At 31.3% G+C, this 16,381-nt stretch carries 18 protein-coding genes; 17 read left to right on the forward strand and 1 reads right to left on the reverse strand.

Annotation, left to right across the window (positions count from 1 at the left end):
• Positions 1-3: 3 nt before the first annotated feature.
• From WPG_RS04675 to WPG_RS04690, 4 genes are read left to right on the forward strand one after another with little or no spacing between them, the layout of a single operon-like run.
• Positions 4-1,389 (forward strand): B12-binding domain-containing radical SAM protein, encoded by a 1,386-nt coding sequence (locus tag WPG_RS04675; protein WP_045469991.1) that lies wholly within the window; start codon positions 4-6, stop codon positions 1,387-1,389.
• 10 nt (positions 1,390-1,399) lie between these two features.
• Positions 1,400-2,353, forward strand: coding sequence for a glycosyltransferase family A protein (locus tag WPG_RS04680; protein ID WP_171817152.1), 954 nt, complete (start codon positions 1,400-1,402; stop codon positions 2,351-2,353).
• 10 nt (positions 2,354-2,363) lie between these two features.
• Positions 2,364-4,043, forward strand: a complete 1,680-nt coding sequence (locus WPG_RS04685; RefSeq protein ID WP_045469996.1) for an ABC transporter ATP-binding protein — start codon at positions 2,364-2,366, stop codon at positions 4,041-4,043.
• Positions 4,033-5,094, forward strand: coding sequence for a glycosyltransferase (locus WPG_RS04690; protein WP_045469998.1), 1,062 nt, complete (start codon positions 4,033-4,035; stop codon positions 5,092-5,094). Before WPG_RS04685 ends, WPG_RS04690 begins: the two co-directional genes overlap by 11 nt.
• On the opposite strand, the gene WPG_RS04695 is transcribed toward WPG_RS04690, so the two are convergent.
• Complete coding sequence (locus tag WPG_RS04695) at positions 5,064-6,167, reverse strand: glycosyltransferase family 4 protein (protein WP_045470002.1); 1,104 nt, start codon at positions 6,165-6,167, stop codon at positions 5,064-5,066. The genes WPG_RS04690 and WPG_RS04695 overlap by 31 nt on opposite strands.
• 52 nt (positions 6,168-6,219) lie before the next feature.
• Here WPG_RS04695 and WPG_RS04700 point away from each other — a divergent pair, with 52 nt between their 5' ends.
• From WPG_RS04700 to frr, 13 genes are all read left to right on the forward strand, one after another.
• Positions 6,220-6,969, forward strand: coding sequence for a sulfotransferase (locus WPG_RS04700; protein WP_045470005.1), 750 nt, complete (start codon positions 6,220-6,222; stop codon positions 6,967-6,969).
• 77 nt (positions 6,970-7,046) lie between these two features.
• Complete coding sequence (locus tag WPG_RS04705; RefSeq protein ID WP_045470008.1) at positions 7,047-7,706, forward strand: methyltransferase; 660 nt, start codon at positions 7,047-7,049, stop codon at positions 7,704-7,706.
• Between the two features lie 156 nt (positions 7,707-7,862).
• Positions 7,863-8,255, forward strand: a complete 393-nt coding sequence (locus WPG_RS04710; protein WP_144374415.1) for a hypothetical protein — start codon at positions 7,863-7,865, stop codon at positions 8,253-8,255.
• A 178-nt stretch (positions 8,256-8,433) separates the two neighbouring features.
• On the forward strand, positions 8,434-8,715 hold the full coding sequence (locus WPG_RS04715) for a hypothetical protein (protein ID WP_045470012.1): 282 nt from the start codon (positions 8,434-8,436) through the stop codon (positions 8,713-8,715).
• A 580-nt stretch (positions 8,716-9,295) separates the two neighbouring features.
• Positions 9,296-9,754 (forward strand): hypothetical protein, encoded by a 459-nt coding sequence (locus WPG_RS04720; protein WP_231850252.1) that lies wholly within the window; start codon positions 9,296-9,298, stop codon positions 9,752-9,754.
• Between the two features lie 166 nt (positions 9,755-9,920).
• Positions 9,921-10,694: a hypothetical protein gene (locus WPG_RS04725; protein ID WP_045470015.1), complete on the forward strand. Its 774-nt coding sequence runs from the start codon at positions 9,921-9,923 to the stop codon at positions 10,692-10,694.
• 273 nt (positions 10,695-10,967) lie between these two features.
• The gene (locus WPG_RS04730) at positions 10,968-11,573 is read left to right on the forward strand and encodes a hypothetical protein (protein ID WP_171817153.1); all 606 of its coding nucleotides are present in this window, start codon (positions 10,968-10,970) and stop codon (positions 11,571-11,573) included.
• A gap of 356 nt (positions 11,574-11,929) precedes the next feature.
• Positions 11,930-12,385: a 50S ribosomal protein L13 gene (gene rplM, locus WPG_RS04735; RefSeq protein WP_045470019.1), complete on the forward strand. Its 456-nt coding sequence runs from the start codon at positions 11,930-11,932 to the stop codon at positions 12,383-12,385.
• Entirely contained in the window at positions 12,385-12,771 is a 387-nt protein-coding gene (rpsI, locus tag WPG_RS04740) for a 30S ribosomal protein S9 (protein ID WP_045470021.1), read from the forward strand. Before rplM ends, rpsI begins: the two co-directional genes overlap by 1 nt.
• 215 nt (positions 12,772-12,986) lie before the next feature.
• Positions 12,987-13,814 (forward strand): 30S ribosomal protein S2, encoded by an 828-nt coding sequence (gene rpsB / locus WPG_RS04745; protein ID WP_045470023.1) that lies wholly within the window; start codon positions 12,987-12,989, stop codon positions 13,812-13,814.
• A gap of 84 nt (positions 13,815-13,898) precedes the next feature.
• Positions 13,899-14,873 carry a translation elongation factor Ts gene (tsf, locus tag WPG_RS04750; RefSeq protein WP_045470026.1) on the forward strand — a complete coding sequence of 325 codons (975 nt, stop codon included), beginning with the start codon at positions 13,899-13,901 and terminating at the stop codon, positions 14,871-14,873.
• Positions 14,874-14,996: 123 nt separating this feature from the next.
• Entirely contained in the window at positions 14,997-15,704 is a 708-nt protein-coding gene (gene pyrH, locus WPG_RS04755; protein WP_045470028.1) for a UMP kinase, read from the forward strand.
• Positions 15,705-15,750: 46 nt separating this feature from the next.
• Positions 15,751-16,305, forward strand: a complete 555-nt coding sequence (gene frr / locus WPG_RS04760) for a ribosome recycling factor (RefSeq protein WP_045470030.1) — start codon at positions 15,751-15,753, stop codon at positions 16,303-16,305.
• Positions 16,306-16,381 lie beyond the last annotated feature (76 nt).

A 16,381-nucleotide genomic window follows, 5' to 3' on the forward strand; every position in this document is an offset into this window, starting at 1 on the left:
TTAATGAGCATTGTACTAACCCATACTTATTACTTGTACGAAGATGCTAAAGAGCAAGCTATTATGAAGCCGTATGCCCCATTAGGCTTGTTATATATTTCTGCGTATTTAAACAAATACAATGTTGAGAATCACCTATACGATTCCACCTTTTATTCTAAAGACCAACAACTTCAATTTATAAAAGAAAAACAACCAAAAGTGGTTGCCATATACACCAATTTAATGACGAAAATAAATGTCATTAAACTGATTAAAATTTTGAAAAGCGATGCTACCTATGGATTTCCAAAACTTATTTTAGGTGGTCCAGACATAACCTATAATTGCCAAAATTATTTAAACTGTGGCGCAGATTTTTTAATAATTGGTGAAGGTGAACAAACAACTTTAGAGCTTTATAATACTATAGTAAATAATCTAGATTACAGTAAAATCACAGGTATTGCATATTTGGTAAATGGTAGTGTAAAAAAAACTCCCCCAAGACTAAAGATGAAAGACCTCTCGGAATTACCACTGCCTAACAGAGCAGCAATTCCGGTTGAAAAATACTTAGATACGTGGAAAACCAATCATGGTATGAGTTCCATGACAATAAGTACACAACGTGGTTGTCCCTACACTTGTAAATGGTGTAGCACTGCTGTTTATGGACAAAGTTATAGAAGACGACCTGCAGAATTAGTTGCTGAAGAATTATCAATGTTAAAAGACACATATAATCCTGATAGTATTTGGTTTGTAGATGATGTATTTACAGTTAGTCATAAATGGCTGAAAAATTTTCATGAAGAAGTTATAAAGCAAGATGCTATTATCCCTTTTGAATGTATTACCAGAGCCGAACGATTAAACGATGATATTTTACAACTATTAAAAGAAGCTGGTTGCTATCGTATATGGATTGGTGCAGAAAGTGGTTCACAAAAAATTATCGATGCAATGGACAGACGTGTTGATGTGGATGTAGTAAAAGAGGCTATTCAAAAAACAAATGCTTTGGGCATGGAAACAGGTACTTTTATTATGGTTGGTTATCCTGGGGAAGATGAAAACGATATCAACGAAACAATCACATATTTAAAAGCCGCTAATCCATCCCATTTTACAATTACTGTGGCATACCCAATTAAAGGTACATCACTATATAATGAGATTGAAGATAAAATAACATTTCAGCCTAATTGGGAAACTTCAACAGATAGAGAGATTGATTTTACAAGAACATATCCTCGTAAATTTTACGCTTATGCTGTGAGAAGAATAGTTAATGAAGTTAATGCCTCAAATACACAAAACTTGTCAGAAAAATTCAAACTTCGACTTAAAAGTATTATAGCACTTGGTTTAATGAAAATCTACAAAACTAATTTATTGCGTTCTTAAAATGGTAACAGTGGTCATTCCTACATATAAACGTCTAGATTCATTAAAACGCACCTTACAGAGTATTGAAAAACAAACTCTTTTACCTAAAAAAGTGCTTATTATTAGTGCAGGAATTAATAAAACCGATATTAAAAATATTATCCAAAAGATTACATTACCTATTGAAGTTATTATTTCAGAACCTTCAGTTTGTAAACAACGTAATACAGGAATAAAAAAAGCAGTAACTCGCTATATCTTATTGTGTGATGACGATATAGTTCTGCCAGAAAACTATATAAAAACACTTGTATCTTACCACTATTCTAACCCTGAAACGCGTATAGTAACGGGTGAAGAACTTAAGCTTCAACCTGACAAAAAATGGAAACCTTTTACAGATAAGACTAGTTTTATTAGACTTTATTATCATTATTTTTTTGGTTTACCAGTTTGGGATGACTTAAGTTATAACAGGCCAACAAAGAATTTTTATCAAAAATATATTCTGAGCTTATATCAAAAAAAAGGAAATATTACTACAAAAGCGGGCTGGCCATTGCTTACACAACAAACAATCCCAGTTTTTAAAACCACTATTTATGGTTTAGGAGCAGCAATGATTAAAACTGATTTGCTACAAAAGAATCTCTTTGATGAGTGTTTAGAGCAGTTTGGTATAGGTGATAATTATGATGTAGGGCTCCGAATTAATACAAACAAATGCCAAATACATGTTCTTACAACAATACCTTATAAACATTACAAGGAGTCATCAAATAGATTAGAACCATCACAAGCTTATTACTATAGAACCAAGACGCTATATCAGTGTTTAAAGAACCTTTCTGTATTTAGCTCAAAAAACATATGGTATTTTAGATGGTCTTTATTAGGAAATGGCATGGCTTTTTTGATAAAAGGGAGATTCAATTACCTAAAATCAAATTATAAAGTTTTTTGGAATACATTAACTTCTTAATATCTATTCTTTGATCAACCTCCTAAAAAAAATAATCGCTATTATTCCTGATACTTATCAAAAGAAGCTTCCTGTTCTTTTAGGATGGTCATTCTTAAACACATTGCTAGAGTTTATATCAATTGGGGCTTTAGTGCCGTTTATTCTTGCGATCTTGAATAAAGAAAAGGCCAATGAGTTTCTACAAGAACATCTTTATATCACCCTCAATGACAATATTTTAGTCTATTCTATTGTGTTGTTATTTTTATTTTACGTCACAAAAAACATCATCCAGACATTCATCATCAAAAAACAATCTGCTTATATTTATACTATTGCCGTTACTATTTCACAGCAATTGGTAAAAGATTATTTAAACGATACACAAAAGCATTTTACTGTAAATAAAGGAACCTTCTTAAGAGACTTACAACAAATACCTACTGTTTTTGCAACACAATTACTTACATCCTTATATATATTGATTACAGAATTATTTATTCTTTTAGGAATTATTTTAGTTAGTTTATTTATTAATTTCAAACTAGCTCTTATTGCTTCTATAAGTCTAATCACTATTACTTTTATATTTCTTTTTATAAAGAGGAAAAAGATAAAGAAATTAAACAACGATGTAGCTTCCGGATATCAATTAAATATCAACCATTTGATTAATCTACTAAATGGTTTTACAGATATTAAAAGTGCACAGGCTGAACACGTATTTACTAATCATTTTTATCAAACAAATAAGCACTACAATGAACAGTTAGCAAAACTAAGGGTTCATAAGTTGACTAGTATTCGTTTCTTTGAATTTTTTATTATAATTGGCATAGCGTTATTGCTTTTGTTAATGCAATTGAATGAAAACAATAACCTCTTATTACTGGCTTTCTTTGCAAGTGCATTAACGAAGCTCATTCCTTCTTTTAATAAAATATCAAATTCTATAATAGACTTAAGAGCAAATCGCTATGCAGTAGACATCCTTGACAAGAAATTAAAGGTAAAGACTCATAATAAATTAGCAAATCAAAACTTTAAGAAAAGTATTAAATTACATGATGTAAGCTTCTCTTATGATAATAATTCAAATTTATTTTCTAATATCAATATAACCATTAACCAAGGTAGTTTTACCTTAATAACTGGAGCTTCAGGAAAAGGAAAAACAACTTTATTACGTATATTATCAGGTATGGTATTACCTACATCTGGTAATTTAAATATTGATGGGCACAAACAACAAACCCCTGAATTTCATCCTTTCATTGCTTACCTTGAACAACAACCCTTTTTATTTCATGGAACTTTATTAGAAAATATAACCATGTTTAAAACAAAGCATATTGATAAAAAATACATTGAATATCTTCTAACAGAAATGCAATTAACAAATTGGTATAATTCACTCTCTAATGGGCTTGAAACTGTTATTCATGCAGATAGTAAATCTATTTCTGGCGGACAAAAGCAACGTATAGCATTAATAAGAGCATTATACACTAAATCGCAAATACTGTTATTGGATGAAACAACTAACCAATTGAACAAGGAATTAACCAAGGTTGTCATGCAATTCCTAGCAAAAGAAGTAGAAACAAAAAGACTAACAATTGTACTTGCCACTCACAACGAATCCTTAAAGCAATATTCAACACAACATTTACACTTAGGTAATAAAAATAAGCTTCATGAAGTATAAACGTCTATTGATTATTACTCCTATATACGCACGTAATCAAAAAGACGATACTACTGTTCCTTTTATTAAACAGTTTTTAGATTTTTTCAGTCAAACCTATCCAGAAGTAAATCTAGAAATAGTCTCAATGCGCTACCCCTTTGATAAAGATCAATATCATTTTAAAAATATAACTGTTCATCATCTTGGTGGAGGATTCAAGAAACGAATAAACACTATAAAACTACTATTCAAAACTTTTTTTATGGCAAAAAAATTACATAAAAATAATACTTTTGATGGTGTGTTATCCTTTTGGTATGGTGAAGCAATGCTGATAGGAAGACTGCTTAAATTCTTCTTCAATTTACCTCATTTTACCTGGTTACAAGGTCAAGACGTAAAGTACAACAATCGATTTATGCGATGGTTCGCACCTAATCCAAATCATATCATTGCTTCTGGCGATTTACATAATGCTATTTTACAAAAAGAACATAAGTTTAAGGCATCACATATTGCACCTATATCTCTGAACACAAAGGACTTTCCTCCTTTAAATACATTTGTGCGAAAAATTGATATACTTGGTGTAGGCAATTTAGGACCGATAAAAAATTATAATCGCTTTATCAAGTTGATTGATAAGATAAAACATTTTTTTCCGAAAATTAAAGCAGTCATTCACGGAGAAGGTGAATTAAAAATTGAGTTAGAAAAACAAATTATTGAATTAGGATTAGCGGATAATATAACACTTACAGGAATGTATAGTAATTCAGAGGTAAGAAAGTCAATGAACAATACCAAAGTCTTTTTACATACTTCAATATTTGAATCTGGCCCTCTTGTTATTCATGAAGCATTATATTCAGGATGCAAAGTAATAAGCACAATTGCTGTTTCACCTATACAACCAAAAAAATTTTGTTTTAGTCAAAATGACGACGAACTAGTTCAATTTCTTATTGATGCATTATATGATAACGATATATTACAACGTGTGCTTGTGAATAATATCTCTGATACCGCAAAAACTATCTATAATTGCTTTTTTTCTAGTAGATCCTGAAACATAGCTAAAATATCGTTTGCTATTGCATTAGGTGAAAGTTTATTTTCTACTTGATTTAATACACTTTTTCGATAAGTACAAATATCAATGTCTTGAGTTTTTTTTAATGCCTCAATACAAGAGTTTTCATCAGAAGGTCTATAGAGTAATGCACAATGCCCTCTATTAACCATAAACATGAATGAAGCAATATCCGTAACTATAGGTATACAACCACAAGCCATAGCTTCATGTAAGGCATAACCACTTCCTTCAGCATGAGAACCAAGAATAAAAAACTCATTTAATCTATAGATTCGTTCAATATCTTGGTGCGCTACTTTTCCTTTAAGAGTCAATGCTGTTTTTAATTGCTCATCTTTGTTCATTAACTCTTTTATTGAAGGTAGTAGTTCCTCTGTATGGTATATCATCGTTAGCTTAGCCATAGGTTCTATTTGTAAAAACTGGCGAAACGCATTTACTACAGTAATTGGGTCTTTATTTTCATTAAGCCTTCCCACCCATAGAAACGATTTTGGTAATCTGGATATATTAGGATTATTACTAAAAGTAGTTACTCCTTCCATTACTTCATATATTTTTTTTGAATTAAATATACCTTGGTCAACCCATACTTTAGCATTCTCTTTTCCTGTAAACAGAAAAGCATCAATATATTTTTCAGTCCATATATAGATAAGTTTTTTGAGACCTTTAGGAGCAGGTGCATATCCATGCGCTTGGACAACTATAATTACTTTTTTTGGTAATATATATCTTAAAAAAACAGCATTAAAACAATACCCTAACCCATGAATGAGCACAAAATCTGGTTTAAACTTTTTGATTTTTTGATGAAAAAACAAGGCTGGTAATAATTTATAAGATATTATTGTTTTGAAAAAAGTGAAACGAATTTGCCCTTTATCGCTTTTTTTATTGAATGTTGCTCTGTATATAGCTTTAGGTTCAATATAGTTAGGTAAAAAATTAAGATATGTCCATGCACTTTGAGCTTTTTTTAGAATTTTTGAAACACTATTTAACTTAAAGTGAAAATAATTTACATCTACTAAAACCTTGTTCATTCTCTTTTAATAGCTTTTTAAAAGCTAAAATTATAAATAATATCTTTGGAAGATGAGAAAAAACATAAAACAACTCCTTTTTTTTCTTTGGAAAAACCTCGTTTCTCACAAAAATCAACACTATGTTTTTTTAATGGCACATGTTCGTAGTGGGAGTTCCTTAGTTACACATATACTTTGCACAAATAATGAAATATTAGGGTTTGGAGAATATTCATATAAAATCTTAGATGAAAATGATTTAGTTGCATTCAATTTTGACGTTCGAAGAAAATCGCGTGCATTTCTCTCAAAGCAAGCTTATATTACTAATCAAATTAATGGTTCCAATTGTTTTCCTGATAAACATCTTCTGAAATTAAAAAGGTTAAAATTCATCTTTTTAATTAGACGACCACAAGAGGCTATTTCAAGTATGTATCAACTATCAAAACGTTTCAACCAAACCCACTTAACCCCAGAAAAATTGGTAGATGAGTATTGCAAACAAGTAAATTACCTTATGAAGTTAAAAGACACTGTTTCTGAAGATCAATATTTTTTTTTAACTTATGAAGCTTTGATAAAAAATCCCGGAAAGCAACTTAATAGTATAAGTTCTTTTTTAAAATTAAATCAATCTCTATCACCGGAATATAATCTTCAAAAATTCACTCATCATTCTGGCGATCCCTCAGAACACATATGTTCACGAAAAATAAAAACAACAAAATCCCCGCAAATTAAACTAGATAAGGTATTGCTTGAAAGAGCACAAACTATATATGAAAAGGCTCTGGTAAGTTTCACAAAAGATAACTGAAATTTTATGCCCAAACATTTTATTTATTAAAGCTACTATTAAAAGCTTTTTATAACATATCATTAATAATGTAAAGAATGATAAGACGAATACTAAAAAAAATAACACATCCGTTTTTAAAATACGGGACGCAGAAGTATTTTTCAAAACCAAGGCCTTATGCATATGAAGGTATTGAAGTATCAGTGATGCCAAATGTTTTTCCGCCACACTACACCTTAAGCACCAAAATACTATTAGACTATATAAAGCAATTAGATGTAAAAGATAAAACGTTTTTAGAATTGGGTTGTGGTTCTGGTATTATTTCGTTGTTTGCAGCATCAAAAAAAGCCATCGTATCAGCTTCAGATATTAATCAAACTGCACTTTCAGCTCTAAAAAATGCTAAAATCAAAAACAACTTAGAATTAGAAATAATCAATTCTAATTTGTTTGATACTATTCAAAACCAAAGTTTCGATTTTATTATTATTAATCCACCATATTACCCAAAAGCACCAAAAAACATAAAAGAACAAGCTTGGTTTTGTGGAGAACATTTTGAGTATTTTGAAAGCCTATTTCGACAATTAACTCTACGCCAAGATAAAACAGTACTAATGATTTTATCTCAAGATTGTGATATAGATCATATTAAGGCTATCGCTTCTAAAAACAATCTCCAATTAGATATAGAATTAGAACGTACTAACCTTGCTGAACGGAATTTTATTTTTAGAATAGATAGAAACTAAAGGTAATTATATCCCGTAAAATTTAAGGGGTATTCACTACTTTAGTAATCATATAACTAGTTGTACAACATTTGAATGAATATAAAAATACTTCACATAATTATCATTTTTTTGAGCCTAGAATGTTATTCTCAACATTCTGAAAAGTTCATAAGTTTGACTTCTAACTTAAAGCCATCAGATTCTATAACTATCGATTTAAAGTTCAGTAATGGAAATCAAAAAGAAATTGGAAAAATCTATGAGTATGAATTTGGCGATTATGTCTATTCATATTATTATGGAAAACGCATAGAATATTATAGAGATGGATCTGTTGCTTATGAATATGTATACAACGACTATGGTATTTTACTTTCCTGTAAATGGTTTGATGGCCACGATAATTTGTGGCGAGAATCTCAAACATTAAAAATCGATTCTGACGCAAAAAACTCGAAAGAGTTTCTTGAAAGAGAAAAACATATAACTATAACTGCTAATGAGAAAATCTACAGATATGATAATGATGAATGCGAATACTATGTAAAAAAAGAAAACTTGTTTTAGAGCATATAAACGTTGTACAACATTTGAAATGACCCGTAACGAATTCAAAAAACATATAGAAAAGACTCTTTCTGAAATAAAACTTTACGCTGAATTGCATTTGGAAAAGGAATTACCAGACGATTTTGAGTTTGAATGGCAGTGATATACAAAATTAAAGACAATTGGAAAAAGCAATGTGATTGAATTAATTGCTGAAAAAGTTTATTTGAGCGAAAACAGAATTTATCCTTGTGTAGATTTGGTTGTCGAAAAAATAACTGATGAAAATCGGATTTCAATGCGTGGACTAAGGGCTGGTTATGAACCTAAAGAATTTGGAAAAGGTTGGAGTAATCGACCTGGACCATTTATTTATGCTATTGGAAGTGAAATGCCAATAAACAAAGTGAAATGTAGTTCCAAAGAGTTTATGAATATGCTATATGAAAAAGGACTATTGCATTATAAAACTAAATAAAAACGTTGTACAACAATGTGTATAATTCATTGCTAGTTAGAGCCTACTTACGAAAATTCCGCTGGAATTTTCTATCTGTGATTATTTACTAACTTTAGTGCTTAAACACGCAACGAAATCATACACTAAACCGATGGAATACATTCAGCGAAAAGCTGACCAAAATGGTTCCACAACTGCGTTGTTCCCAACCTTTCGGTTCATGTATTCCATCTACCTGCTAAACCAAATTGGGCTTGCCCATAATTATTAATGACAGCTTTTACTGCCCATCGAGGGAAAACGTAAGCCATCGGCAGTGCTAAAAGCAATTTAGCACATAAAAATTCTATTGTTTTAAATCTGAATTCATGAATGCTTCGCATTTGGTACGACCCATCGAACTCTCGATCCAATAAAGTGGCTCACTCAGCAATTTTTTTAAAAATAAAAATTCACTAAGCAAGACGGCGAATAAACTCTAGTCTCGCGTGGCCGCGCGAAACTAGAGCTCATTATCTTCCACTTTTTGTATCTTCGTTCTCAAGGCCGAACTGCGTTTAGCAGGTGGTTGACAATAATATAAACGAACCCTATAAAATTGAGAAAATATCTGAAATTTTTGGTTTTAATTACAATCTTGACAAGTTACAGTTGCGCGTATGAATCACAAAATAGAGAAAAACTCGAATCATCTTTTGAGGATAACTTTGGATTTAAACCACCTGAATCTGTAAAAAAAATTAAGCTTAAAAATCGAGGATATTTTGATTTTCAAGTTCATTATATGTCGTTCACATATGACTCAAATGTTTTGGAAAAAATTATTGCTCACGACCAACCTCTGAATATTGCCAAAAGTAACAATGTGAAATTTGGAAATATAATAGAGGATTTGGAAAAAGACGCGAGCCCACCAAGTTGGTTAGATTTACCAAATAAAAATGTTGACCGAATTTATTATAAAAATGATTTTTTAGACCATACTTTTAGTGAATATTATTTGTGGACTAATAAAGAAACTGAAATGACTTATTTGTATGTTCATTTCTTTGATTGAAAATGAAAATACTATTGCCAACAACGTGTATAATTAATTGCTTGGTTCTAGCCTACTCGGAAAATCCTTCGGATTTCTTTATGGTTCGTTCCATTTTTATTAAGTTAGTTGATTAATCTCGTAACTATCCTTACACCAAACGTTGCAAACAGTATAAACTAACAGAATGCAAAGAAAAATAATCACACTTTTACTTTTAGCAATATTCACGAATTTTGGATATGCCCAATCGGAAAAAATTAATATAAAAACAGATCATTTGACAGAGGTAAATTATCTGAAAATGGATGATTTTTATTTAACTCATTATTTATATATCGACCTATTTTTAAGAGAAAATCTGTTTCCAGAAGCTAACTCGGAGGATGTCTCGTCAATTATCAACGCTCTTAAAAAATATGCTTCAGAAGAAAACAACTTAGATATTGAAATTGAAAAATCTGGAAATAGAAATTACTTAATCCGATTTGCAATTTTAAAGAAAGATGACGGAACTGAACTTTTAATTGCTTTTACAAATTGGAGTGTAAAGAAAAAGAAATTTGAAAAAGAAATTAAGATAGAAAATGATTCCTACACAAGATGGTATTTTCTAAATGGAAACAAAATGACTTACAGAAAAGATATGTCCAATGAAAATGATTATTCAAATATGAATAAATCTGACTTGGCTAATGCTTATCTCTTCGATGAATTAACAGATAACGATTCCGAGATTAAAAAAACAATAAAGGAATATCCAGAGCAAAGCAAGTTAAGTATTTCTGATGAAATAATGGCAAATTTAATTCTGTTGAAATACCAAATTTTTCAAAAAGAGAAGAACAATGTGAAGAAGCAATCTGAATATTTAACTGATTTATTTGAAAAAAATAAGTCTAAATCTAATTTGAGAGGTTTACAAGCAGCTTTTAATGCTACAAAATTTCAAATAGATTAGCGAAATAAATACTGGATACAAGAACTTGTATAGCTCATTGCTATTGCTAGCTAAGAGCAGGATTCTTTTCTTACAATTTACTATATTGTATTGTGGAATATATATCGCGTAATTGACCACAACTAACCATACACAAACACGTTGTGCATAATATTCGAAATCACTAGAATGAAGAAAATAACGACCCTAATTTTAACTTTAATAAGTCTGACAAGTTTTGCTCAAAGTATAGAAACGATTACTGAAAAAATATCGGATAAAATCTGTAAATATATGAGTGACGAACTAAAAGAATACTCAGAAATAAAACCTGAATTCAACAGATGTTATGACAAGGAATTTAATTTTATCTTTAACATTGTTGACTCAAATGAACATAAAATTTTAGTCCAAAATGGAGCTTTAGAAAAAGTAAAGAACCGAATCATACCAACATTAAATGAAAAATGCGAAAAAATTAGAAAACTAATTAAAACTGATTTAGAAAATTCGACTGAATCAGGAACTAAAAATCCTTGTCCTACTAATTTTGACAGTAAAGACTTAAGAAAAATCAAAAAACGAAATGGAGAAATCGTTGCGTTTAATGGACTAGTAACAAAGGTACATACTGCGCATAACGATAAACCTTACTACCAAGTTAAACTGGAAGGAGGAAAAGCAATATGGATTGCCTCACTTGTAAAAAGTGGATTTGAAAAAGAAGGGAAAATATTAAGATTATTGGGTTATGTTTCAGAAGTTGGAAATGATGAAATAGCGAAAGAATATAACGATTCGGATTATCATATTCTTGCATTTTGCATAATTGAAATGGATACTAAACAAATGTCAATGCTTCCAGGTCCAGAACTTCAAATAAAAGAATGGATGAATTGAACAATTCCAAAAGGAGAAAAATAAAAATACTATGCACAACAAGGTACATGATTAATTACTTCTCTCTTCATCGGAAAAATTCTAACCAAATTCCCATAGCTAATCATATACAAACACATTGTAAAATCTCTCAAGATATTTTCCTTTAGACCATTAAGGATTTTTTGCTATTTAATCACATTTAACCTTAATATTTTCTACAAAAACAGCGATTCCTAACAATACTGATTTTCAGCACAAAAAAACATCATACTAGGTTTGGTAATCCAATAGTTTATCGTAAATTTGCAAACTCTTTTTTAGAGAAGAATGTTTAATCTATTGCGCTTTAAAGTGCAATTACAAATCAAATTAGTGTGGATACATTAAGCTACAAAACAGTTTCGGCTAACAAAGCTACCGTGAATAAGGAGTGGGTTTTAGTTGATGCTGAAGGACAAACTTTAGGTCGCTTAGCTTCAAGAGTAGCAATACTTTTAAGAGGTAAGCACAAACCTAATTTTACGCCACACGTTGATTGCGGTGATAACGTTATTGTTGTTAATGCAGAAAAAATCAACTTAACTGGAAATAAGTGGACAGATAAAAGTTATATCCGTCATACAGGTTATCCAGGTGGTCAAAGAAGCCTGACTGCTACTGAAATGTTTGAGAAAGACCCAACCAGATTAGTAGAAAAGTCAGTTAAAGGAATGTTACCTAAAAATAAATTAGGTGCAACTCTTTTTAGAAATTTAACAGTTGTTGCAGGTACTGCTCATGCTCACGAAGCTCAGAAGCCTAAAACAATAACATTAAAAGAAATTAACTAATGGAAGTAATTCACAAAATTGGCCGTAGAAAGACGGCTGTTGCTCGTGTGTACGTTGCCAAAGGAAAAGGCAAAATCACGGTGAACAAAAAAGACATGGCGGATTATTTTACTACTGCAACATTGCAGTATAAAGTAAACCAACCTTTAGCCTTGACTAACAATGATGGCAACTTTGATATTACTGTTAACGTATATGGAGGTGGTATCACCGGCCAGGCAGAAGCAATACGTTTAGGTTTATCTCGTGCAATGTGCGAGCTAGATCCTGAAAACAGACTAGTATTAAAGCCAGAAGGTCTATTAACAAGAGATCCAAGAATGGTAGAGCGTAAGAAATTCGGACAGAAGAAAGCGCGTAAGAAATTCCAATTCTCGAAACGTTAATATCCAAACAACATTTAATTCAGAATCTGCATTTGCAGATTCTGAATTATCTTATTTTATTGAAATCGCTGAATATGTTTTCAGCAAAATTAAAACCAGTTATTGTTGTCTATGACGGTAAAACGTCAAGATTTAGTTTAGCATCTAAATGGTTAAGGCGAGCGAAAGCAACCACTTAAGCATTGCTAATTCAACAGAACGTAAACTATTACAAAATGGAAAAAGTAGAAGTAAAAGAATTACTTGAAGCAGGTGTACACTTTGGTCACCTTACACGTAAGTGGAATCCAAACATGGCCCCTTACATTTATATGGAGCGTAACGGTATCCATATTATCAACCTTTACAAAACAGCAGCAAAAATCCAAGAGACTTCTGAAGCACTAGCTAAAATAGCAGCTTCTGGAAAGAAGATTTTATTTGTTGCAACAAAAAAACAAGCTAAAGACATCGTTGCTGAAAAAGCAGGTGCAGTAAACCAACCTTATATTACTGAGCGTTGGCCAGGTGGAATGTTAACTAACTTCGTTACTATTAGAAAAGCGGTTAAAAAAATGGCTTCTATCGATAGAATGAAAAAAGACGGAACATTCAACTCTTTATCTAAAAAAGAGCGTTTACAAGTTAATCGTTTACGTGCTAAATTAGAAAAGAATTTAGGTTCTATTTCTGATATGACACGTTTACCAGGTGCTTTATTTGTTGTAGATATCATGCGTGAGCATATTGCTATTAAAGAAGCTCAAAAATTAAACATCCCAATCTTTGCAATGGTAGATACTAATTCTGACCCACGTCAGGTAGACTATTTAATTCCTGCAAATGATGATGCATCTAAATCAATAGATAAGATTTTAACTATTGTGACATCTGCAATCGAAGATGGTTTAAACGAAAGAAAAGCTGAACGTGCGGAAAAAGATGGTAAAGCTCAAAAAACTGAAGCGAAACCAGCTCTAGAAAAAGTAGAAGCTAAAAAGGAGGCAAAACCAGCTGCTAAGAAAGCTGAAAAAACTCCAGTAGCAGCTCAAGAAGAAGAATAAATAACATTTAGAAAATATTCAAAAGTCGTTTAGTTCTTTTCTTTGTAGAAAATTAATTATTCGACTTTTTTTAAATTAAAAACTATGGAAAATACTGTGAAAATTACAGCAGCAGAAGTAAACAAACTAAGAAAAGCCACTGGTGCTGGTATGATGGATTGTAAAAAAGCTTTAGTTGAAGCTGGTGGTGATTTTGATAAAGCCATTGAAGTTCTACGTAAAAAAGGACAAAAAGTTGCAGAAAAAAGAGCTGACAGAGATTCTTCTGAAGGTGCTGCAATCGCAAAAGTTAATGCAGGTAATACTTCTGGTGTTGCTATAGTATTAGGATGCGAAACTGATTTTGTTGGTAAAAACGAAAACTTCGTGGCATTAGCAAACCAATTAGCTGATATAGCATTAAATACAAATACTAAAGAAGATTTTTTAGCTGCTGATTTCGGTGGAATGACTGTTGTTGAAAAGTTAATAGAACAAACTGGAGTTATCGGTGAGAAATTAGACATCACTGCTTTTGAAAAGATAGATGCACCTTATGTTGGTCAGTATGTTCATATTAATAAAATCGCTGCTTTAGTTGGTTTATCTGCTAAAGTTGATAATGTAGAAACTCTAGTTAAAGATGTTGCTATGCAAGTTGCTTCCATGGGAGCTACAACATTATCTTACAAAGATTTTGATCCAGCTTTTGTTGCCTCAGAAACTGAAGCTCGAATTGCAGTGATTGAAAAAGATAATATAGAATTAGGTCGTTTAGGTAAGACTTTAAAAAATGTACCACAATACATTTCTATGGCACAATTAACCCCAGAAGTTATAGCTGCTGCTGAAGAAGCTGCGAAAGCAGAATTAAAAGCTGAAGGAAAGCCAGAACAAATCTGGGATAGAATTTTACCAGGTAAAATGGAACGTTTTATTTCTGATAATACAACTTTAGATCAAGAAAAATGTTTATTAGATCAGAAGTTTATTAAAGACGAAAAACAGACTGTTGCTCAGTATGTAGAATCCTATGGCGATGTTGCTGTAACTGGTTTTAAACGTGCAACTGTAGGATAATCAATTATCCTTTCGTGAATATATTAAACGCTTCTCAATATTGAGAGGCGTTTTTTTTGGGATTTATTTCACTTTTACAGAAGCTAATAATTATGTAGCTTTGTTCAACTTTCAAATCATATAATGAAATATAAAAGAATATTACTGAAATTGTCTGGTGAAGCCTTAATGGGAAGCCGTCAATATGGTATTGATCCAGAGCGTTTAGCCGAGTACGCAAAAGACATTAAAGAGATTACTAATCTAGGTATTGAAGTCGCTATAGTTATTGGTGGAGGAAATATTTTCAGAGGAGTTGCTGGCGCTATGAATGGTATGGATCGTGTGCAAGGAGATCATATGGGAATGCTTGCAACTGTAATAAATGGTTTAGCTTTACAAAATGCTCTAGAAGATGCAGATGTTAAAACACGTTTACAAACTGCTATTAAAATCAATGAAGTAGCAGAGCCTTTTATTAGAAGAAAAGCATTAAGTCACCTGAGAAAAGGTCGCGTTGTAATTTTTGGAGGAGGTACAGGAAATCCATACTTCACTACAGATTCAGCAGCCGTATTAAGAGCTATAGAGATAAAAGCTGATGTTATCTTAAAGGGAACTCGTGTTGATGGTATATACACAGCAGATCCAGAAAAAGATAGTACAGCTGTAAAGTTTGATCGTATTTCTTTTAAAGATGTTCTACTTAAAGGTCTAAAAGTGATGGATACGACTGCTTTTACTCTTAGTCAAGAAAATGAATTGCCAATTATTGTTTTTGATATGAACAAAAAAGGAAACTTGCTTAAGGTAGTTTCTGGAGAAAATATCGGAACCGTAGTAAATGTTTAAATTTTGGCGCAAGTTTTGATAGCTAACACTTAAAAAAGTTAACACAATGAACGAAGACATTAAATTTATAATAGATACAGCAAAAGAAGCTATGGATGGTGCTATAAAGCACCTTGAAAAACAATTGGTTAATATTAGAGCTGGTAAGGCTAGTCCATCTATGTTAGGTAGTGTAATGGTAGATTATTACGGTTCTCAAACACCGCTTAGCCAAGTTGCAAATGTCAATACACCAGATGGTAGAACTATTTCTGTTCAACCATGGGAAAAATCAATGTTGCAAGAAATTGAACGTGGTATCATGGTTGCAAATATTGGTTTTAACCCAATGAATAATGGTGAAATGATTATTATAAATGTCCCTCCATTAACTGAAGAGCGAAGACGTGATTTAGCAAAGCAAGCTAAAGCGGAAACTGAAGATGCCAAGATTGGAATTAGAAATGCACGTAAAGAGGCTAATAATGATGTCAAAAACACGGATGTTTCTGAAGATTTGCAAAAAAATGCAGAGATTGACATACAATCACTTACCGATTCTTACGTTAAGAAAATAGACAATATTTTAGACGTTAAAGAAAAAGAGATTATGACTGTTTAACTTAAAAAATTGTTATTCTGAATTTATTTCAGAATCTAAATATCATTAGAATTATAATAATTTGTAGCACGTTCTA

Source organism: Winogradskyella sp. PG-2, from assembly GCF_000828715.1.
In the GTDB taxonomy this organism is placed as follows: Bacteria; Bacteroidota; Bacteroidia; order Flavobacteriales; family Flavobacteriaceae; genus Winogradskyella.

Coding starts and splice junctions, on each gene's coding strand:
- WPG_RS04675 (WP_045469991.1), top strand. CDS start 4: ATGAGCATTGTACTAACCCATACTTATTACTTGTACGAAGATGCTAAA.
- WPG_RS04690 (WP_045469998.1), top strand. CDS start 4,033: ATGAAGTATAAACGTCTATTGATTATTACTCCTATATACGCACGTAAT.
- WPG_RS04695 (WP_045470002.1), bottom strand. CDS start 6,167: ATGAACAAGGTTTTAGTAGATGTAAATTATTTTCACTTTAAGTTAAAT.
- WPG_RS04700 (WP_045470005.1), top strand. CDS start 6,220: ATGAGAAAAAACATAAAACAACTCCTTTTTTTTCTTTGGAAAAACCTC.
- WPG_RS04705 (WP_045470008.1), top strand. CDS start 7,047: ATGATAAGACGAATACTAAAAAAAATAACACATCCGTTTTTAAAATAC.
- WPG_RS04725 (WP_045470015.1), top strand. CDS start 9,921: ATGCAAAGAAAAATAATCACACTTTTACTTTTAGCAATATTCACGAAT.
- WPG_RS04730 (WP_171817153.1), top strand. CDS start 10,968: ATGAGTGACGAACTAAAAGAATACTCAGAAATAAAACCTGAATTCAAC.
- rpsI (WP_045470021.1), top strand. CDS start 12,385: ATGGAAGTAATTCACAAAATTGGCCGTAGAAAGACGGCTGTTGCTCGT.
- rpsB (WP_045470023.1), top strand. CDS start 12,987: ATGGAAAAAGTAGAAGTAAAAGAATTACTTGAAGCAGGTGTACACTTT.
- tsf (WP_045470026.1), top strand. CDS start 13,899: ATGGAAAATACTGTGAAAATTACAGCAGCAGAAGTAAACAAACTAAGA.
- pyrH (WP_045470028.1), top strand. CDS start 14,997: ATGAAATATAAAAGAATATTACTGAAATTGTCTGGTGAAGCCTTAATG.
- frr (WP_045470030.1), top strand. CDS start 15,751: ATGAACGAAGACATTAAATTTATAATAGATACAGCAAAAGAAGCTATG.